At 68.2% G+C, this 18,488-nt stretch carries 19 protein-coding genes and 1 pseudogene; 15 read left to right on the top strand and 5 right to left on the bottom strand.

Going from position 1 to position 18,488, the window contains the following annotated elements; genetic code table 11:
* Positions 1 to 235 (top strand): annotated as a pseudogene (locus VF536_RS04365) (cystathionine beta-lyase); the annotation flags it as partial.
* A 30-nt stretch (positions 236 to 265) separates the two neighbouring features.
* Here the strand turns inward: VF536_RS04365 and smpB are convergent.
* Positions 266 to 730, bottom strand: a complete 465-nt coding sequence (smpB, locus tag VF536_RS04370; protein WP_067269311.1) for an SsrA-binding protein SmpB — start codon at positions 728 to 730, stop codon at positions 266 to 268.
* Between the two features lie 86 nt (positions 731 to 816).
* Here smpB and VF536_RS04375 point away from each other — a divergent pair, with 86 nt between their 5' ends.
* Positions 817 to 1,281, top strand: a complete 465-nt coding sequence (locus VF536_RS04375; RefSeq protein ID WP_331613577.1) for a type II toxin-antitoxin system RatA family toxin — start codon at positions 817 to 819, stop codon at positions 1,279 to 1,281.
* The gene (locus VF536_RS04380) at positions 1,268 to 1,591 is read left to right on the top strand and encodes an RnfH family protein (RefSeq protein ID WP_331613579.1); all 324 of its coding nucleotides are present in this window, start codon (positions 1,268 to 1,270) and stop codon (positions 1,589 to 1,591) included. The genes VF536_RS04375 and VF536_RS04380 overlap by 14 nt, the downstream gene beginning before the upstream one ends.
* Positions 1,592 to 1,734: 143 nt before the next feature.
* On the opposite strand, the gene VF536_RS04385 is transcribed toward VF536_RS04380, so the two are convergent.
* Positions 1,735 to 2,253, bottom strand: a complete 519-nt coding sequence (locus VF536_RS04385) for a DUF4124 domain-containing protein (protein WP_331613580.1) — start codon at positions 2,251 to 2,253, stop codon at positions 1,735 to 1,737.
* Between the two features lie 60 nt (positions 2,254 to 2,313).
* On the opposite strand from VF536_RS04385, the gene guaB reads away from it, so the two are divergent.
* The 3 genes from guaB to guaA are packed head-to-tail and all read left to right on the top strand — an operon-like array spanning position 2,314 to position 6,713.
* A complete protein-coding gene (guaB, locus tag VF536_RS04390) occupies positions 2,314 to 3,786 on the top strand; it encodes an IMP dehydrogenase (protein ID WP_331613582.1) in 1,473 nt (490 codons plus the stop codon).
* On the top strand, positions 3,783 to 5,054 hold the full coding sequence (locus VF536_RS04395) for an MFS transporter (RefSeq protein ID WP_414710279.1): 1,272 nt from the start codon (positions 3,783 to 3,785) through the stop codon (positions 5,052 to 5,054). The genes guaB and VF536_RS04395 overlap by 4 nt, the downstream gene beginning before the upstream one ends.
* A gap of 54 nt (positions 5,055 to 5,108) precedes the next feature.
* Positions 5,109 to 6,713: a glutamine-hydrolyzing GMP synthase gene (guaA, locus tag VF536_RS04400; protein ID WP_331613585.1), complete on the top strand. Its 1,605-nt coding sequence runs from the start codon at positions 5,109 to 5,111 to the stop codon at positions 6,711 to 6,713.
* A 66-nt stretch (positions 6,714 to 6,779) separates the two neighbouring features.
* On the opposite strand, the gene VF536_RS04405 is transcribed toward guaA, so the two are convergent.
* Complete coding sequence (locus VF536_RS04405) at positions 6,780 to 7,280, bottom strand: type II toxin-antitoxin system VapC family toxin (RefSeq protein WP_331613586.1); 501 nt, start codon at positions 7,278 to 7,280, stop codon at positions 6,780 to 6,782.
* Complete coding sequence (locus tag VF536_RS04410; protein ID WP_331613587.1) at positions 7,267 to 7,482, bottom strand: AbrB/MazE/SpoVT family DNA-binding domain-containing protein; 216 nt, start codon at positions 7,480 to 7,482, stop codon at positions 7,267 to 7,269. Before VF536_RS04410 ends, VF536_RS04405 begins: the two co-directional genes overlap by 14 nt.
* 244 nt (positions 7,483 to 7,726) lie before the next feature.
* Here VF536_RS04410 and VF536_RS04415 point away from each other — a divergent pair, with 244 nt between their 5' ends.
* From VF536_RS04415 to VF536_RS04425, 3 genes are all read left to right on the top strand, one after another.
* Complete coding sequence (locus VF536_RS04415) at positions 7,727 to 8,467, top strand: NIPSNAP family protein (protein WP_331613589.1); 741 nt, start codon at positions 7,727 to 7,729, stop codon at positions 8,465 to 8,467.
* A gap of 75 nt (positions 8,468 to 8,542) precedes the next feature.
* A complete protein-coding gene (locus tag VF536_RS04420; protein ID WP_331613591.1) occupies positions 8,543 to 8,755 on the top strand; it encodes a hypothetical protein in 213 nt (70 codons plus the stop codon).
* Between the two features lie 35 nt (positions 8,756 to 8,790).
* The gene (locus tag VF536_RS04425; RefSeq protein WP_331613592.1) at positions 8,791 to 9,342 is read left to right on the top strand and encodes a 2'-5' RNA ligase family protein; all 552 of its coding nucleotides are present in this window, start codon (positions 8,791 to 8,793) and stop codon (positions 9,340 to 9,342) included.
* A 6-nt stretch (positions 9,343 to 9,348) separates the two neighbouring features.
* Here the strand turns inward: VF536_RS04425 and VF536_RS04430 are convergent, their stop codons facing one another.
* A complete protein-coding gene (locus tag VF536_RS04430) occupies positions 9,349 to 10,518 on the bottom strand; it encodes a DUF72 domain-containing protein (protein WP_331613593.1) in 1,170 nt (389 codons plus the stop codon).
* 48 nt (positions 10,519 to 10,566) lie between these two features.
* Between VF536_RS04430 and tadA the strand changes: the two genes are divergently transcribed.
* From tadA to VF536_RS04460, 6 genes are all read left to right on the top strand, one after another.
* Positions 10,567 to 11,268 carry a tRNA adenosine(34) deaminase TadA gene (gene tadA, locus VF536_RS04435; protein WP_331613594.1) on the top strand — a complete coding sequence of 234 codons (702 nt, stop codon included), beginning with the start codon at positions 10,567 to 10,569 and terminating at the stop codon, positions 11,266 to 11,268.
* Positions 11,265 to 12,269, top strand: a complete 1,005-nt coding sequence (locus tag VF536_RS04440; protein ID WP_331613595.1) for an LD-carboxypeptidase — start codon at positions 11,265 to 11,267, stop codon at positions 12,267 to 12,269. The genes tadA and VF536_RS04440 overlap by 4 nt, the downstream gene beginning before the upstream one ends.
* Before the next feature lie 238 nt (positions 12,270 to 12,507).
* Entirely contained in the window at positions 12,508 to 14,787 is a 2,280-nt protein-coding gene (locus VF536_RS04445) for an ABC transporter substrate-binding protein (RefSeq protein ID WP_331613596.1), read from the top strand.
* Positions 14,787 to 15,770: an ABC transporter permease gene (locus tag VF536_RS04450; protein ID WP_331613597.1), complete on the top strand. Its 984-nt coding sequence runs from the start codon at positions 14,787 to 14,789 to the stop codon at positions 15,768 to 15,770. Before VF536_RS04445 ends, VF536_RS04450 begins: the two co-directional genes overlap by 1 nt.
* Positions 15,771 to 15,818: 48 nt before the next feature.
* On the top strand, positions 15,819 to 17,300 hold the full coding sequence (locus VF536_RS04455) for an ABC transporter permease (RefSeq protein WP_331613598.1): 1,482 nt from the start codon (positions 15,819 to 15,821) through the stop codon (positions 17,298 to 17,300).
* Between the two features lie 13 nt (positions 17,301 to 17,313).
* The coding region (locus VF536_RS04460) for an ABC transporter ATP-binding protein (protein ID WP_331613599.1) at positions 17,314 to 18,488 on the top strand (1,175 nt) is incomplete at its 3' end.

Genomic DNA, 18,488 nt, shown 5'->3' on the forward strand with positions numbered 1-18,488 from the left:
CGATGCGCGCCGCGTCGACGCCTTCGTCGATGCGCTGGCCTGCTTCGGGATCGGTTATTCCTGGGCCGGTCCGATGAGCCTGGCCGTGCCCTACGACCTCAGTCGCAGCCGATCGCTGGGATTGCCATGGACGGCGGAGGAGGGCGGCACGCTGGTGCGTTTCGCGATCGGGCTCGAGGAGGTCGCAGACCTGCGCGCCGACCTCGCGCAGGCGTTCGAGGCCTTGAAGGGCTGAGCGCGCGCGGCCCGCTGCGCTGCCTGTATCTCAGTCCTTCGACGGACCTGAGACCTTGTGCCGCATCAGGCGGCCCTTCTCGCGTTCCCAGTCGCGCTTCTTCTCGGTCTCGCGCTTGTCGTGCTGCGCCTTGCCCTTGGCCAACGCGATCTGCACCTTCACGCGGCCGTTCTTGTAGTGCAGGTCCAGCGGGATGAGCGTGAAGCCTTTCTGCTCCACCTTGCCGATCAGGCGGCGGATGTCGGCGCCGCTCATCAGGAGCTTGCGGGTGCGGTCGGCCAGCGGGCTGACGTGCGTGGACGCGGTGCGCAGCGGATCGATGCGGCAGCCGATCAGGAACAGCTCGCCGTCGCGGATGACGACATAACCGTCCGGCAGCTGGACCTGGCCGGAGCGGATGGCCTTGACCTCCCAGCCTTCGAGGACGATGCCGGCCTCGTACTGCTCCTCGAGGTGGTATTCGAATCGGGCGCGGCGGTTTTCTGCAATGGACATGGGGATTCTTCTTGTGCGTGGCGGCCGGGTGACGCCCAGATGGGGTCGATCGGGCCGCCTACAATCCCGCCATTCTAAGAACCACCATGAAGCACGTCCGGAAGACTGTCCTCCTTTGGTACTCGCCGCGCGAGATGTACGAGCTGGTCACCCAGGTCGAGCGCTACCCGGAGTTCCTGCCCTGGTGCTCGTCCGCCGAGGTCCTGGAGCGCCACGACGACGGCGTGACCGCCAAGCTGTCCCTGCAGTACGCCGGGCTGCGGCACGCGTTCACCACCCGCAACACGAACGAGCCGGACCGGCGCGTGCGCATGACGCTGGTGGACGGACCGTTCTCCATGCTCGACGGCGACTGGCAGTTCCTGCCGCTGAACCGTCCCGGCGCGCCGACGGACGGCGAACCGCGCGCCTGCAAGATCGAATTCGAACTGCGTTACGCGTTCTCCAGCTTCGCGCTCGAGGCGGTCGTCAGTCCGGTCTTCGACCGCATCGCCAACACCTTCGTCGACAGCTTCGTGAAGCGTGCCGAGCAGGTCCATGGCGCCCGCTGAACTGGCTGTCGAGCTCTTCTGGAGCCCGGTCCGCGGCGAGTTGCGCGAACAACGACTGACCCTGCCCGCCGGGAGCACGCTGCGCGACGCCCTGGTCGCCAGCGCCTGGTTCGAACCGGCGCGGATCGATGCGCTGACGGCCGGCATCTGGGGCCGTACGGCGGCGCTCGATACGCCGCTGCGCGAGCAGGACCGCGTCGAGGTCTACCGCCCGTTGACGGTCGATCCGAAAGAGGCGCGTCGCCAGCGCTTCGAGGCGGCGGGCAGCCGCATCGTCACGCGCCATCGACCGCTGGGCCGCAAGGCCTGACGCCGCAAGGCTCCGACACCGCAAGGCCTGACACCGGAATGCCATGCAAAAAGGCCGCGTGAGCGGCCTTTCGTCTTTACCGGTGGTCACCGGACTTACGTCCGTCTTGCCGCCCGGTGTTGTTTCCGGAACTCGTTCCCGCCTTATTTGCAGTTCGCCGTGATCACGGCCTGCATGTTGCGGATCTCGTCCTGGCGCATCTGCTCGGTCATCGGCTGCGATTCGCCGGTCTGCGTGCCGCTGCGCAGGCGCACGCCGGATTCCAGGACGCGCTGGCGGTTCTGGGCCTGGCGGCAGTTCTCTTCCTTGGCTTCCGCGCGGACCTTGTCTTCCTGGGCCTTGCGCTCACGCTCCAGCTTGTCGCGCGAGGAGGCTTCGCTCGCCGGACGGGCCGGCGCCGAGGCGGCGGAGGCCGCCGCGGAAGCGCTCTGCAGCGCGGCCTGGCCCGCCGACGGCGGCGCGCGCGTGGCATTGGAGGGACGCTGCAGGATGTCCTTGTCGGCGACGCTCGGCGGCGGCGGACGGTCGCTGTATTGCGTGCGGCCGTCGGCATCGCGCCACTTCCATTGGGCATGCGCGATCGAGGTCAGCGCCATCAGCGCGAGCGCGCAGATCAAGCCCAACGGGCGTCGCGGGCGTCGCAGGAGTGGGGGATTCATCATGGTCGTGGAGTGTACCGCCGGGCTTCTCTATAATGCGCCTTTGCGTCTGGAGCTTCCCTCATGCGCCTACTCGGAAAGGCCCTCACCTTCGACGATGTGTTGCTGGTGCCGGCGTTCTCCCAGGTGTTGCCGCGCGACACCAGTCTGGCCACGCAGTTCACGCGTGGCATCCGCCTGAACCTACCGCTGGTGTCCGCCGCCATGGACACCGTGACCGAAGCCCGCCTCGCGATCGCCATCGCGCAGGAAGGCGGCATCGGCATCGTGCACAAGAACCTGACCCCGCAGCAGCAGGCCGCGGAAGTGGCCCGGGTCAAGCGCTACGAGTCCGGCGTGCTCCGCGACCCGATCACGATCACCCCCGAGACCACCGTCCGCCAGGTCAAGCAGCTCAGCGAGCACCACGGCGTCTCCGGCTTCCCGGTGCTGGTGGGGCAGAAGGTCGTCGGCATCGTGACCAACCGGGACCTGCGCTTCGAGACGCGCATGGACATCCCGGTCAGCGAGATCATGACCCCGGCCGAGCGCCTGATCACGGTGCCGGAAGGCGCCTCGCTGAACGACGGCAAGGCGCTGATGCACAAGCACAAGCTGGAGCGCGTGCTGGTCCTGAACGACGCGTTCGAGCTGCGCGGCCTGATGACCGTCAAGGACATCACCAAGCAGACCAACTTCCCGAACGCCGCGCGTGACGCGCACGGCAAGCTGCGCGTCGGCGCGGCGGTCGGCGTGGGCGAGGGCACCGAGGAACGGGTCGAGTTGCTGGTCAAGGCCGGCGTCGACGCGATCGTCGTCGACACGGCGCACGGCCACAGCAGCGGCGTCATCGAACGCGTGCGCTGGGTGAAGAAGAACTACCCGCAGGTCGAGGTCATCGGCGGCAACATCGCCACCGGCGCCGCGGCGCTGGCGCTGGTGGAAGCCGGCGCGGACGCGGTCAAGGTCGGCATCGGCCCGGGCTCGATCTGCACGACCCGCATCGTCGCCGGCGTCGGCGTGCCGCAGATCGCGGCGATCGACTTCGTCGCCACCGCGCTCAAGGGCACCGGCGTCCCGGCGATCGCCGACGGCGGCATCCGCTACTCGGGCGACATCGCCAAGGCCATCGCCGCCGGCGCGAGCACGGTGATGATGGGCGGCATGTTCGCCGGCACCGAGGAAGCCCCGGGCGAGGTGATCCTGTACCAGGGCCGCAGCTACAAGAGCTACCGCGGCATGGGCTCGATCGGCGCGATGAAGGCCGGCTCCGCGGACCGCTACTTCCAGGAGAACGACGAGACCACCAACCCCAACGCGGACAAGCTGGTGCCCGAAGGCATCGAAGGGCGCGTCCCGTACAAGGGCTCGATGGTCGCGATCGTGCACCAGATGGCCGGTGGCGTGCGCGCCTCGATGGGCTACTGCGGCTGCGGCAGCATCGCCGACATGCACGACAAGGCCGAGTTCGTCGAGATCACCTCGGCGGGCATCCGTGAGAGCCACGTCCACGACGTGCAGATCACGAAGGAAGCGCCCAACTACCGCCTGGAGTGACGCTCTTGTCCGATCCCGTCGCAGCAACGACGACACATGGCGGCCGCAAGGCCGCCATGTCGTTCATCCTGATCGCCGTGCTGATCGACATGGTGTCGATCGGCCTGATCATCCCGGTGTTGCCGCCGCTGGTCGGAACCTTCACGCAGAGCGAGACCCAGCACACGCTGGCGCAGTTGGCCGTGGCGTTCGCCTTCGGTCTCGCGAATTTCTTCGGCTCGCCCATCCTGGGCGGGCTTTCCGACCGCTTCGGCCGCCGCAAGGTGATGCTGATCGGGTTCAGCGGCCTGGCGCTCAGCTTCTTCGTGACGGCGCTGGCCGACGCGTTGTGGATGCTGGTCGTGGTGCGGCTGTTCTCCGGCGCGATGCAGGCCAACGCCGCCGTCGCCAACGCCTACGTCGCCGACATCACGCCGCCGGCGGATCGCGCCAAGCGCTTCGGTTTGCTGGGCGCGGCCTTCGGGATGGGCTTCATCCTGGGCCCGGTGATGGGCGGGCTGCTCGGCAGCATCGACCTGCACCTGCCGTTCTACGTCGCCGGCACGCTGGCGCTGCTGAACTGGCTGTACGGCTTCTTCGTGCTGCCCGAATCGCTGCCGCCGGAACACCGCAGACCCTTCGAATGGCGCAAGGCCAACCCGGTCGCCGCGCTGGGCCGGCTCCGCAAACTGAGCGGCGTGGGCCCGCTGATCTACGTGATCGCGTGCTCGGGCCTGGCGCAGCTGGTGATCCAGACCAGCTGGGTCCTCTACAACCAGCACAAGTTCGGCTGGGGCCCGCGCGAGAACGGCCTGTCGCTGTTCGTGGTGGGCCTGGTCGCGGTGGTGGTGCAGGGCGTGCTGCTGCAGCCGCTGATGCGCTGGCTGGGCGCGCGCCGCCTGGTGCTGATCGGTCTGACGACCTCGATCCTGACCAACGTGATCTGGGGGATGTCGACCGAGGCCTGGATGATGATCGCCGCGATCTTCCTGAACATCGCCGGCGTGGCCGCGGCCCCGGCGATGCAGAGCGTGATCTCCAATGCCGCCGACGCCCGCACGCAGGGCGAGACCATGGGCGCGGTGGCGGCGATCAACAGCCTGATGGCGGTGATCTCGCCGATCGCCGGCCTGGGGCTGATGGCGCTGGTCGCCGAGCTCCCCAAGACCGACTGGCGCATCGGCGCGCCGTTCTACCTTTGCGCGCTGCTGCAGCTGGCCTCACTGGGCTTCGCGTGGCGCCACTTCAACATGGGTCCGCCGGCGCAGGCCGCCGCGGCCAAGGCCTGAGCCTCCAGGACTCCCCGGCCTCCAAGAATCCCCAAGCATCCCCAGAAGCTGACCATGCACGACAAAGTCCTCATCCTCGACTTCGGCTCCCAGGTGACGCAGCTGATCGCGCGTCGCGTGCGCGAGGCCCAGGTCTACTGCGAGATCCACCCCAACGACGTCAGCGACGACTTCATCCGCGCGTTCGCGCCGAAGGCGATCATCCTGTCGGGCAGCCACGCGTCGACCTACGAGGACCATGAACTGCGCGCGCCGCAGTCGGTGTGGGACCTGGGCGTGCCGGTGCTGGGCATCTGCTACGGCATGCAGACGATGGCGGTGCAACTGGGCGGCAAGGTCGAGTGGAGCGACCACCGCGAGTTCGGCTACGCCGAAGCCCGCGCCCACGGCCACACCAAGCTGCTGGACGGCCTCCAGGACTTCGCGACGCCGGAAGGTCACGGCATGCTGAAGGTGTGGATGAGCCACGGCGACAAGGTCACCGCGCTGCCGCCGGGCTTCAAACTGATGGCATCCACGCCGACTTGCCCGATCGCCGGCATGGTCAACGAGGACAAGGGCTACTACGCGCTCCAGTTCCATCCCGAGGTCACGCACACGGTGCAGGGCGCTGCGATCTACAAGCGTTTCGTGCGCGAGATCGCCGGCTGCAAAGGCGACTGGATCATGGGCGACTACATCGAGGAAGCGGTCCAGAAGATCCGCGAGCAGGTCGGTGACGAGGAGGTCATCCTCGGCCTGTCCGGCGGTGTGGACTCCTCGGTGGCCGCGGCGCTGATCCACCGCGCCATCGGCGACCAGTTGACCTGCGTCTTCGTCGACCACGGTCTCCTGCGCCTGAACGAGGGCGACATGGTGATGGACATGTTCGAAGGCAAGCTGCACGCGAAGGTGATCCGCGTCGATGCGAGCGAGCTGTTCCTCGGCCAACTGGCCGGCGTGAGTGATCCCGAGCGCAAGCGCAAGATCATCGGCGGCCTGTTCGTCGACGTCTTCAAGGCTGAGGCCGAGAAGCTGAAGTCGGGCGGCGGTGGCCACAAGGGGGCGACCTTCCTGGCGCAGGGCACGATCTATCCGGACGTGGTCGAGAGCGGCGGCACCAAGACCAAGAAGGCCGTGACGATCAAGAGCCACCACAACGTCGGTGGTCTGCCGGAACAGCTCGGCTTGAAGCTGTTGGAGCCGCTGCGCGAGCTGTTCAAGGACGAGGTCCGCGAACTGGGCGTGGCGCTGGGCCTGCCGCCGGAGATGGTCTACCGCCATCCGTTTCCGGGTCCGGGCCTGGGCGTGCGCATCCTGGGCGAGGTGAAGAAGGAATACGCGGACCTGCTGCGCCGCGCCGACGCGATCTTCATCGAAGAGCTGCGCAACACGCGCGACGAGGCGACGGGCAAGACCTGGTACGAGCTGACCAGCCAGGCCTTCACGGTGTTCCTGCCGGTGAAGAGCGTGGGCGTGATGGGCGACGGCCGGACCTACGACTACGTGGTCGCGCTGCGCGCGGTGCAGACCAGCGACTTCATGACGGCGGACTGGGCGGAGCTGCCGTACAGCCTGCTCAAGCGCTGCTCGGGCCGCATCATCAACGAGGTGCGCGGCATCAACCGCGTGACCTACGACGTTTCGAGCAAGCCGCCGGCGACGATCGAATGGGAATGAGCGCTTCGCGCTGAGAGTGAACAGGGGCCCGATGGGCCCCTGTTCGTTTCCGGACTTGCAATTCCGTCATTGGATGAGCGCAGACATCTGAGCCGATGTCGGCCAGCCTTCCCAACAGCCGTCCGGGCCAATCCCAACGCTGCTCGGCTTGGCCTTCTTCGGGAAGAACCTGACCGAAGGAAGATCTTTGAAGTGAGCATCGCAGGTGATCACTTCGACACCGAACTTCTGCGCTGTCGCGTAGATCAAGGCATCTGCCGACGCTAGTTTGTACTTGGCGTTGATCTTTGCGGCCTCCTTGGCAGTGGCGGTGTCGAGCTTTTCGATTGGACAATCTTCCAAGGTCCGCTCGAGATTTTCATGACGCTCGGCGTCCAGCGTTCGAAGCGCCCATTTCTCAATCTCGTGTTGCACGATCGTCGGGATGATGCAGTGCTGCAAGGGGGGAAGGTTGGGCCAGATCAACCGACCCAAGTCAGATTCGGCAAAGCACTCGATCCAGGCGGACGTATCCACGACCACGTTTTGTCCGGATTTCTGTGAGCCCGAGTGATCAGTAGCGGTCATTGCGATCCCGGTAGTTGTCGGTGTTCGCGCCCTTTGCTATGCCCATGATCTGGTCAATGGTGATGCGCTTGTAGATGAAGATGCCGTCCTTGTGCCGGACGACTTTGAGTTCCTCTCCTGGCTTCCAATCGAGTGTGTCTCGAATCTCCTTCGGAAGCGCGACGCGGTGTCGCGAGGAAAGGATGGCGACGGGTGCGGGCATGTGTTCTCCAGTGCATTCAGCGAAACAAGAAGCCGTCGATTCTTCGCTTCCGGTTCTTTCTGATCCACGGCCTCGAACGGTATGCGCCGAGTTGGTGATGGCGTGGATCGGTATCGCTCTCACTGGCATGTGCCGTTGACGTTCGGCGCCTCAGGTCGCGTTCAAGAGGCCCCTGTGCTGACATGCAATGTCAGTGCTCCTGTCCAGAATCCGGGATCGCTTCGCCACCATTCCGGAGACTCTCATGGCCGACGACCACCCCGTCTACGAACTGCGCCAGTACAAGATCGTCAAGGGCGAACGCGAGCGCTTCATGCGGTTGTTCGACGCGGCGTTCGTCGACTCTCAGGAGGCCGTCGGCATGCGGCTGTACGGGCAGTTCGCGGATCTCGACGATCCGGACCGTTTCGTGTGGATCCGCGGCTTCGACGACATGGCGGCGCGCGAACGCATGCTCGGCGCGTTCTATTTCGGCCCCGTGTGGCAGGCCCATCGCGACGAGGCCAATCCGCTGCTCGTCGACAACGACAACGTGCTGCTGATGCGCAGTCCGGTCGAGGGGCCGGATCCGACGCGCATCGATGCCGCGCGGGCCGCGGGCACGTTCGAGCGGGGCGCCACGCCCGGGCTGGTCGTGCTGCACGTCTGCAGCTTGTGGAAGGACCCGGCCGCCCCCGAAGACGGGTTCGCCCGCTTCTTCGAACACGAGGTCGCTCCCGTCATCGAGGCCGCCGGCCTGCCGGTGATCGGCAGCTTCGTGCCGGAGCGCTCGCCCAACAACTTCCCGCGCCTGCCGGTTCGCGAGGGCGAGAAGGTCTTCGTCTGGATGACCCGGGCGGCGGACGCCGACGACTGGGCCATCCGGTGGAGCGCCTGCCGACACTCGCCCGCCTGGCGCGCGCTCGAGCCGCGCTGGCGCGGTGCGCAGGAACGGTCGCCGCAGATCCTGCGCCTGCGACCGGGCGTCGCCCCGGCGCCGCGCTGATCCGGCGGGCGGGAGCGGGGCGGTCCAGTGTGGCTATGCTTCGCGCCATCCCCCCTTCCACTCCGGAGTCCTTGCATGCGCAGCGCCCTGTCCATCCTCGCCCTCGTCATCGTGCTGGCCATAGTGATGCTGACCGCGAAGAAGCAGATGCAGGCGGTGAAGCCGCCCGTTTCTGCGGATCCGGCGGCGTCCGCGTCCTCGTCGGCGCTGCCTCAGCCGGAAGCGGTCGGCCGCCAGGTGCAGGACCTCTTGAAGCAAGGCGAGCAGCGCGCCTCGGAAGCGGAATGACCGCGCCGTGAGCGCGCGTTTGACCGCATGACCGCATGACTGTCCACGCGCTCTTCTTCTGCCTGCGGCCCGATCCGGACACCGCGCGGAGGCTGGGCGCGGTCTCCGAGGCGCTCGTGCGACGCCTGGGTCTGCGCGCGAAGGCGGCGCGCGCGGAACGCCTCCATGTGACGCTGCACCACCTCGGCTGGTACGACGATCAGACCGATCAGGCCGAGGTCATGGCGGAAGTGCGGCAGCTCGCCGCGGACGCCGCCGCATCGCTGCGGCATGCGCCGTTGCGGCTGGACTTCGACCAGCTCCTGAGCTTCACCCGCAAGCGGCGCAACCTGCCGTTGGTGCTCAGCGGCGGCGCGTGCCTCGATCCTGTGCGAACGCTCCGGCAGGCGCTCGGCGAACGTCTGAAGGCGAGCGGGCTGCGGACCGATCCGCACTTCACGCCGCATCTGACGCTGTTCTACGACGACTTCGTCGTCGAGCCGCAGCCGTTCATCGTCCCGGGTTGGACGGCCACGGATCTGGTGCTGATGGACAGCCTGCAGGGGCAGTCCCGGCATGTCGAACTCGCGCGCTGGCCGCTCGCCTGAACGTGGTCAGACCTCGCCGGGGGCGACGATCTCCTTGGCCAACGCGCGAAGCGTCAGCGGCGCCGAGCCTTCCGCGTGGTTGGAGATCGTGACGTAGGCGGGATGTCCGGCCTCCGCCGTCGCGCGGATCACTTTCGCGAGCACGGACCGGGTCTCGGGATCGGGGTCCATCAGCTCGGCGTACTCCCCGTACTTCTTCTCCGCGTCCTCGTAGCCGAATGGGCCGTGGACCCGGTGCAGGTTCCAGCGGCACACCAGCGGTCCCGGCCACATCGCGCGCAGCAGGGGCAACTGCTCCTGGATCGGCGGCAGTTTCGGATGCAGGCCCAGGCAGTAGCGCGCGCCGCAGTCCTTGAGCACGGCGACGAAGTCCGGCGTCAGCCATTCCGGGTCGCGGACCTCGACGGCCACGACGGCCTCGGGCGCGACGTCGCGCAGCGAGGGCAGGGCGGCCAGCATCGCGTGCAGGCGGTCGAGCTGTTCCGGCATGCGGCCCAGCATCGCCAGCGGCAGCGGGCTCAGTTGGAACACCAGCGCGCCGATGCGGGTACCCAGGCCTTCCATCGCGGGCGCCAGGAACTCCTGGACCGCCAGCCGCGGATCGAGGAAGGCCGTGTTGGTCTGGCGGCCGCGACCGTCCTCGGTCCGCACCTGCGCGTCGGTGATCACGCTCGGCGCCTTGACCGTGAAGCGGAAGTCTTCCGGCACCAGTTGGGCATAACGCTCGTACTGGCTGGCCGTCAGCGACTGGTAGAAGCCGCGGTCGATGCTCACCGCGCGGTGCAGCGGCTGCTGCGCGTAGGCGCTCAGGCCGTTGCGGGAGAGGTTGGACTCGCCGTGCCGGCCCGCCCAGACGATGCCCTGCCAGCCCGGGTAGCTCCACGACGACGTGCCCAGCCGGATCCTCGGCGACAGCGCGGCGGCGAGCGCGATCTGGGCCTCGTCCGGCGGCTGCGGCTGGATGCCGGCGCGACGGCGTTTCGGGGCGGCAACGGCCTCGTCGCCACCTTCTCCGCCGCTTTCTTGGCCGTCGCCGATGCCGGCCTCGTCGCCGTCGTCGCCGTCGTCACCGTCGATGCCGTCGCGTTCGGTCGCACGCATCGACGGTGCGGCAGTCGCCGGCGGCAGCAGCTCGCCGAAGAGATCGTCCTGCTGACCGGGGAACTCCTGTTGCATGGACCGGGAGCATAGCGGGCACGGCTACACTGCCGCGCGAGCGCCGCCATGACCACCGAGTCCCCCACTATCCTCCCTGCCGACCCCGCGGATGAATACGCGATGCGGCTCGCCCTCGACCAGGCCCAGAACGCCTGGCTTGTCGGCGAGGTGCCGGTGGGCGCCGTCATCATGCGCGCCGGCCAGGTGATCGCCACCGGCTACAACCGCCCGATCACGACCCACGACCCGACCGCGCACGCCGAGATCGTCGCGCTGCGCCACGCCGCGCAACTGCTGGGCAACTACCGGCTGCCGGAGTGCGAGCTCTACGTGACGCTCGAGCCTTGCGCGATGTGCGCGATGGCGATGATGCATGCGCGCCTGAAGCGTGTCGTCTTCGCCGCGCCCGATCCGAAGACCGGTGTCGCCGGCTCGGTGCTGGACCTGTTCGGCCAGAGGCAGCTCAATCATCACACCGCGCTGCACGGCGGCGTGCTGGCGGACGCGTCCTCGCGCCTGCTGCGCGAGTTCTTCGCCGAACGCCGCGAGGCGGCGCGCCAGCTGCGCGAGGCGCGTCGCCGCGTCGCTGTGGATGGCGGCCCGGCAGGCGAGGACCTCGACGTCGACGCCGTCGACACGCTGAGCGCGCTGCCCGAGGTCCAGGAGTTCCCCGAGATCCCCGTCGGCGACGCGCAGTACCTTTCCCTGAATTCCGATCCTCCGCAGGACAACATGCAGGACCACATGCAGGACGACAAGCAGCGATGAGCTCCCTGACCCTCTACACCCCGTCCGGCGTCCTGGCGCTATCGCAAGGCCTCAAGCGCGCGGCCAAACGGCTGACGGCGCTCGGCTTCGAGGTTGAGATCGACGAGGCGGCGCTCGCGAAGCACCAGCGCTTCGCCGGCGACGACGAGACGCGGCTGGCCGCGCTGCACCGCGTGGCCGAGGCCGCGCCGTCGGTGGCGTTGGCCACCCGTGGCGGCTACGGCCTGACGCGGCTGCTGGACCGCATCGACTGGCCGACCATCGCCCGCAGCGTCGAGCGTGGCACGCGCTGGGTCGGCCTCAGTGACGTGACCGCGCTGCAGCTGGCGCTGCTCGCCCATACGAAGCAGACCAGCTGGGCGGGCCCGCTGGCCTGCGACGACTTCGGCCGTGCCGACACCGACGGCGGCGTCGACGAGATCACCCGCGACTGCTTCCTCGAGGCGATGGACGGTTCGCTCGAAGCCATCGGCTTCCGCACGGAGGCCGGCCTGGACGGCGTCGAGGCCCGCGGCACGCTGTGGGGCGGCAACCTGACGGTGTTGTGCTCGCTGCTGGGCACGCCGCACTTCCCGCGCGTCAAGGGCGGCATCCTGTTCCTCGAAGACGTCAACGAGCACCCCTACCGCGTCGAGCGCATGCTGCTGCAGCTCTGGCAGGCCGGCGTGCTGGACGCGCAGAAGGCGGTGCTGCTGGGCAGCTTCAGCGGCTGGAAGAAGTCGCCGCTGGATCGCGGCTACTCGATGAAGGCCTGCGTCGAGGCGCTGCGCGCGCGCGTCAAGGTGCCGATCCTGACCGGCCTGCCGTTCGGGCATGTGCCGACCAAGGTCTGCCTGCCGGTGGGCGCCAAGGCCGAGATGATGGTCGAGGGCCGCGACGTCATCGTTGCCTGGGGGCACGTCGGCCAGGGCCACGACCACCATGACCACCACGGGCACGGTCATGACCACGGGCACGACCACGACGGTCATGACCATGACCACGGCCAGCACGACCACTGACCGACCGGTCGACCCGCGGCCCCACTGACCGGCGTCACAGGCGCCCCGCGAACCGGGCCGCTATGATCCGCCCCGGCATCGGCCGGCCTCCGCGAGAGGCACGGCCTTGGCAACAATCTGGCAATGCCGCATCCGCAGGATGCGGCGTTTGCGTTTTGGAAGGATGACGATGTCGTCGGGGCTGTGGAACGTGTCGCTGCGCGCGGCTGAGGGCGGGCGCGGGACGTGGAAGGCCCCGATGGCCCCGATGGCTCTGGTCGCCCGGATGGTGGGCCTGCTGGCCGCCGTGCTGCTCGCCGCCTGCAACAACAGCCCGTATCCGGCCGGCGCGGCCAAGGACAACACGCTCTACCTGTCCTTCGACGAACGCTCGCCGCGTTATCTGGATCCGACCGCCTCGTACACGGCGCCGGAGTCCGTCTACACCTACCAGATCACCGAACCGCTCTACGGGTACCACTACCTGAAGCGGCCCTACGAGCTGATCCCGCGCGCCGCGGCCGCCGTGGTCAAGCCGTATTACCTCGACGCGCAAGGCCGGCGTCTGCCCGACGACGCGCCCGCCGACAAGATCGCGCAGAGCGTCTACGACGTGCCCATCCGCGCCGGTGTGCATTACGCGCCCAGCCCCGCGTTCGCGAAGGACGAGCAGGGCCGCTACCGCTATCACCACCTGACGGCCAAGGAGCTGGGCGACAAGCGCTCGCCGTGGCAGTTCGAACACCAGGGCACCCGCGAACTCGTGGCCGACGACTTCGTCTTCGCGCTCAAGCGCCATGCGACCACGCGCATCGAGGCGCCGATCTACGGCCTGTTCTCCGAGCACGTGCTCGGGCTGAAGGCCTACGGCGCGCTGATCCGCGAGGAAAATGCCAAGCTGCTGAAGGGCCTGCCCGAGAACTCGCCCGACAAGCCTTTCCTGGATTTCCGCAAATGGCCGCTGGCCGGCGCCGAGGCGGTGAACGACCACCTGCTGCGCGTGCGCATCATCGGGAAGTACCCGCAGTGGTCGTACTGGATGTCGACGACCTTCCTGTCGCCGATCCCGTGGGAGGCCGACCTCTTCTATTCGCAGCCGGGTATGGCCGAGCACGGCATGTCCTGGAACCAGTGGCCGGTGGGCACGGGCCCGTACGTGATGACGGAGTACCAGCAGGACCGCCGTCACGTGATGTCGCGCAACCCGAACTACCGCCAGGATCTCTATCCCTGCGAGGGCATGCCCGACGACGGCCCGGCCGGCCGCCTGGCCGACTGCGGCAAGCCGATGCCCTTCATCGACAAGATCGTCGCCACGCTGATCAAGGAGCGGGTGCCGCGCAAGGAGATGTTCAAGCAGGGCTACCTGGACCTGCCCGACCTCGAGCGCGCCGACTGGGGCGTGGAGTTCTTCGCCGACGCGAGCGACTCCGCCGAGACCGACGCCTTCTTCAAGCAGCGCGGCTTCTCGTTCCCGCGTTCGACCGATCCCAACAACTGGTACCTCGGCTTCAACATGCTGGATCCGGTGATCGGCAAAGGGAAGACGCCGGAGGACGAGACCCGCCACCGCAAGCTGCGCCAGGCGCTGTCGATCGCGATCGACTGGGAAGAGGGTTACGGCCGCATCTTCAAGAACCGCGGCGGTGTGACCGCCTTCGGGCCGGTGCCGCCGGGCGTGTTCGGCTCGCGCGAGGCCCAGCCGGGCTTCTTCAATCCGGTCACGCACAGGCGCGTCGACGGCAAGATCGAGCGCCGCCCGATCGAGGAGGCCAGGCAGCTGCTCGCCGAAGCGGGTTATCCCGACGGCCGCGATGCGAAGACCGGCCAGCCGCTGGTGCTGAACTACGACTTCATGCGCACCGTCACGCCCGAGGTGAAGGCCGAGAACGACTGGCTGGTGAAGCAGTTCGCCAAGCTCGGCGTGCAGCTGGACGTGCGCGCCACCGACTACAACCAGTTCCAGGAGAAGCTGCACCAGGGCAAGCATCAGGTCTTCTGGTGGGGCTGGCTGGCGGACTATCCGGATGCGGAGAACTTCCTGTTCCTGCTCTACGGGCCCAACAGCAAATCGCTGCACGAGGGCGAGAACGCGGCCAACTACGAGAACACCGAATACGACCGGCTCTTCAAGCAGGTGCAGGTGCTGGACGACGGCCCGGAGAAGCAGCAGGTCATCGACCGCATGGTGCAGATCGCCCAGCAGGACGCGCCGTGGGCCTTCGGCTACTGGGCCTGGACCGGGCAGGCCTACCAGCGCTGGGTCCACAACATCAAGCCCAGCATCGTGATCCGCGACGGCGTCCGGCACTACCGGATCGATCCGAAGGAACGCGCGCAGCTGCAGGGCGAATGGAACCGGCCGGTCTGGTGGCCGCTGCTGGTGCTGGTGGTCGGCGGCGCCGCGATCGTGTGGACGACGCGCCGCAGCTTCCAGAAACGCGAGACCGCCACCGCGCGCGGCACGACCGCGCCGACCTCCGCCGTTTCCGCCGCTTCCGCCGCTTCCGCCACGAGCGCTCCCCGGGGAGCCGACTGATGTTCAAGTACCTCACCCGTCGGCTGGCCTACGGCCTGGCCATCCTGGTCGGCGTCAACCTGCTGACCTTCTTCCTGTTCTTCACCGTCAACACGCCGGACGACATGGCCCGGCTGAACATCGGCGGCAAGCGCGTGTCGCAGGAGCAGATCGACAAGTGGAAGGTCGAGCGCGGCTACGACAAACCGCTGTACTGGGACGCGTCGCGCACCGGCACGGCGCAGGTCACGCACACCGTGTTCTGGGAGCGCTCGGTCTCGCTGATGCTGCTGGACTTCGGCCGCTCCGATGCGCGCCAGGCCGTCGACATCGGCCATGAGATCAAGACCCGCATGGGCGTGAGCCTGCAGCTCGCGGTGCCGATCTTCGTGCTGCAGCTGATCGTGAGCGTGGCCTTCGCGGTGCTGCTCACCTTCTTCCGCAACTCGCGCATCGACTTCTGGGGCGTGGTGATCTGCGTGCTGATGCTGTCGATCTCCAGCCTGTTCTACATCATCGTCGGGCAGTTCTTCTTCTCGCGCATCCTGCGGCTGGTGCCGATCAACGGCTACGAGCCGGGCCTGGACGCGATCAAGTTCCTGGCGCTGCCGATCGCGCTGTCGCTGCTGTCGCGTCTGGGCGGCGAGGCACGGCTGTACCGCGCGATGCTGCTCGAGGAAGTCGGCAAGGACTACGTGCGCACCGCCCGCGCCAAGGGGCTGTCCGAGCCGGTCGTGCTGATGCGCCACGTGCTGCGCAACGCGCTGATCCCCATCATCACCAGCGCCGGCGCCTACCTGCCGTACGTGTTCCTGGGCAGCCTGGTGTTCGAGAGCTTCTTCGGCATCCCCGGCCTGGGCGCCTTCGTCATCGAGGCGATCACCGGGCAGGACTTCGCCATCGTGCGCACCATGGTGTTCCTGGGGGCGCTGCTCTACATCGCCAGCAACGCGCTGATCGACCTGGTCTACACCTGGGTCGATCCGCGGGTGCGGCTGACCTGACGCGCCGCCGGGCGCGTTCAGGATTCGAGACAGGACACGAGAGCCGACATGGGATTCAAGGTCGTTTTCCTCTGGACCGACGTGGCGTTGTGGGCGATGTTCGCGGCGCTGGTGTTCTACATCGTGCGGCTGATCCGCCGCCCGCACCTGCGCGCCAACTGGCAGCGCGTGCTGCGTGACCCGGCCGCGCTGAGCGCGGGCATGGTGCTGGTGCTGTTCCTCGGCGTGACCGCGCTGGACAGCCTGCACTTCCGCCGCGCACTGGCCGACAGCCCCGCCGGCCAGCAGTTCTATGAGACGCGCACCGAGTCCGTGCTGGACCTGGTGCTGGCGCGCCAGATCGAGATGCGCGAGACCAGCTATTCCGCGCCGCTCGCGTACCAGGGCTTCACGCTGGACAGCGTCGCGCACGGCGAGGAGATCGTTCGTGAGTTCCCGCGGCTGGCCTTCGGCGGCGCGCACCTGCGGGATCCGGAACGCGACTGGCACGGCGACCTGACGCGCCGCGCGCTGACGGGACTGGCGCTGGGCGCCGTCGCATCGGTGCTGATGGCGCTGCTGATGGCGGCGATCCTCGCGCCGCACCACGCCGGCTTCCGCCAGGGGTTGAGGGACCTGCTGGGCGACCGCACGCACTATCCGTGGCGCGCCGCGCTCGCGACCCTGTCGGTGATCGCGCTGCTGGCCGGCCCGGTGATCGCGCTGATGGGCCACTACCATGTGTTCGGCACCGACCAGACCGGCAACGACGTGCTCTACCAGGCGCTCAAGAGCATCCGCACCGCCTTCGTCATCGGCGCGCTGTCGACGCTGGCGACGCTGCCGTTCGCGCTGGTGCTGGGCATCCTGGCCGGCTACCTCAAGGGTTGGGTCGACGAGGTCATCCAGTACTTCTACACGGTGCTGACCTCGGTGCCCAACGTGCTGCTGATCGCCGCCTGCGTGCTGATGGTGCAGGTCTTCCTGGACAAGCACCCGGAGGCCTTCGAGACCGGCGCCGAGCGCGCCGACCTGAAGATCTTCCTGCTGTGCGTGATCCTGGGCGTGACCGGCTGGGCGACGCTGTGCCGGCTGGTGCGCGGCGAGACGCTCAAGCTGCGCGAAGCCGACTTCGTCCAGGCCGCCACCGCCTTCGGCGTGCGCGACACGACGATCATGGTGCGCCACATCGTGCCCAACGTGATGCACCTGGTGCTGATCTCGCTGGTGCTCAACTTCTCCGACCTGATCCTCTACGAGGCGGTGCTGACCTATGTCGGCGTCGGCGTCGACCCGGGCATGAACAGCTTCGGCGGGATGATCAACCTGGCGCGCTCGGAGATGAGCCGCGATCCGGTCGTGTGGTGGAGCTTCGTGGCCGCCTTCGGCTTCATGGTGAGCCTGGTGCTGGCGGCCAACCTGTTCGCCGACGGCGTGCGCGACGCCTTCGATCCGCGCGCCCGCAAGCTGCGGCCGATGGTGCTGTCGCTGAAGAAGAACAAGACCGCCGGGCCGGCGAGCCCCGCGGGTCCGGCCGCCAAGGCTTCGTGAGGGACGCCGCGACATGTTGAAGATCGACGACCTCCACGTCCATCTGGACGCCGACGCCGGCCTGGTACGCGCCATCGACGGCATGCGTCTGACGCTGGCGCAGGGACAGACCTTCGCCCTGGTGGGTGAGTCCGGCTGCGGCAAGAGCATGACGGCGCTGGCGCTGATGCGCCTGCTGCCCGACAACGGCCGCATCGCCGGCGGCCGGCTGGACCTCGAGGGCCAGGACCTGTTCGACCTGAGCGAGGCCCGCATGCGCGACGTGCGCGGCGGGCGCATCGGGATGATCTTCCAGGAGCCGGGCACCAGCCTGAATCCGGTGATGAAGGTCGGCGCGCAGATCGTCGAGGCGATCGAGGCGCACACGCCGCTGCGCGGCGCGGCGGCGCGTACGAAGGCCATCGACTGGCTGCGCCGCGTCGGCATCCCCGAGCCCGAGCGCCGTATCGACGAGTACCCGTTCCGGCTCTCCGGCGGGCAGAAGCAGCGGATCATGATCGCGATGACGCTGGCGGCGGAACCCGACTTCCTGATCGCCGACGAGCCGACCACCGCGCTCGACGTCACCATCCAGGCGCAGATCCTGGACCTGCTCAAGGATCTGCAGCGTGAGCGCGGACTGGGGCTGCTGCTGATCACGCACGACCTGGGCGTCGTGTCCGGCATGGCGCATCAGGTGGCCCTGATGTACGCGGGGCAGATCGTGGAGGTGGCGTCCGCCGCTGAGTTCTTCGCCGCACCGAAACATCCGTATGCGCGGCTGCTGCTGAAGGCGCTGCCCGACGCACAGCGCCGCGGCGAGCCGCTGGCCGCGATCCCCGGCACGGTGCCGCCGCTGTGGCAGACCTTCGAGGGCTGCCGCTTCGCGCCGCGCTGCGATCGGGCCATGGTCCATTGCGGGTCGACGCCGCCAGCGTTGGCCGCCTTGTCCGCCTTGTCCGAAGAGGCCGCAGCGCATGAGGTGCGGTGCCTGCTCTACACGGATCCCAGGGAGCCGGTGGCAGGGACGGAGAGCGCTGGAGGCGCCGGTGCCCCTCTCCGCTCAATCGCCTCCTCACGCTCGGCATTCGCTCCAAGGGGCACCGGCGCCTCCAGCGCCGAGCAGTCGCCCGCGATGCTCCTCGAGGTCAAGGACCTGCAGGTCCGGTATCCGATGGCGCGTGGATTCTTCGGGGGCACGAAGCGCTG

The organism is Roseateles sp., assembly GCF_036486225.1.
GTDB lineage: Bacteria > Pseudomonadota > Gammaproteobacteria > Burkholderiales > Burkholderiaceae_C > Roseateles.

Bases quoted from the DNA above. Each gene is read 5' to 3' on its own strand.
- smpB (WP_067269311.1), bottom strand. From the start codon at position 730: ATGTCCATTGCAGAAAACCGCCGCGCCCGATTCGAATACCACCTCGAG.
- VF536_RS04375 (WP_331613577.1), top strand. From the start codon at position 817: ATGAAGCACGTCCGGAAGACTGTCCTCCTTTGGTACTCGCCGCGCGAG.
- VF536_RS04380 (WP_331613579.1), top strand. From the start codon at position 1,268: ATGGCGCCCGCTGAACTGGCTGTCGAGCTCTTCTGGAGCCCGGTCCGC.
- VF536_RS04385 (WP_331613580.1), bottom strand. From the start codon at position 2,253: ATGATGAATCCCCCACTCCTGCGACGCCCGCGACGCCCGTTGGGCTTG.
- guaB (WP_331613582.1), top strand. From the start codon at position 2,314: ATGCGCCTACTCGGAAAGGCCCTCACCTTCGACGATGTGTTGCTGGTG.
- guaA (WP_331613585.1), top strand. From the start codon at position 5,109: ATGCACGACAAAGTCCTCATCCTCGACTTCGGCTCCCAGGTGACGCAG.
- VF536_RS04405 (WP_331613586.1), bottom strand. From the start codon at position 7,280: ATGACCGCTACTGATCACTCGGGCTCACAGAAATCCGGACAAAACGTG.
- VF536_RS04410 (WP_331613587.1), bottom strand. From the start codon at position 7,482: ATGCCCGCACCCGTCGCCATCCTTTCCTCGCGACACCGCGTCGCGCTT.
- VF536_RS04415 (WP_331613589.1), top strand. From the start codon at position 7,727: ATGGCCGACGACCACCCCGTCTACGAACTGCGCCAGTACAAGATCGTC.
- VF536_RS04420 (WP_331613591.1), top strand. From the start codon at position 8,543: ATGCGCAGCGCCCTGTCCATCCTCGCCCTCGTCATCGTGCTGGCCATA.
- VF536_RS04425 (WP_331613592.1), top strand. From the start codon at position 8,791: ATGACTGTCCACGCGCTCTTCTTCTGCCTGCGGCCCGATCCGGACACC.
- VF536_RS04430 (WP_331613593.1), bottom strand. From the start codon at position 10,518: ATGCAACAGGAGTTCCCCGGTCAGCAGGACGATCTCTTCGGCGAGCTG.
- tadA (WP_331613594.1), top strand. From the start codon at position 10,567: ATGACCACCGAGTCCCCCACTATCCTCCCTGCCGACCCCGCGGATGAA.
- VF536_RS04440 (WP_331613595.1), top strand. From the start codon at position 11,265: ATGAGCTCCCTGACCCTCTACACCCCGTCCGGCGTCCTGGCGCTATCG.
- VF536_RS04445 (WP_331613596.1), top strand. From the start codon at position 12,508: ATGGCCCCGATGGCTCTGGTCGCCCGGATGGTGGGCCTGCTGGCCGCC.
- VF536_RS04450 (WP_331613597.1), top strand. From the start codon at position 14,787: ATGTTCAAGTACCTCACCCGTCGGCTGGCCTACGGCCTGGCCATCCTG.
- VF536_RS04455 (WP_331613598.1), top strand. From the start codon at position 15,819: ATGGGATTCAAGGTCGTTTTCCTCTGGACCGACGTGGCGTTGTGGGCG.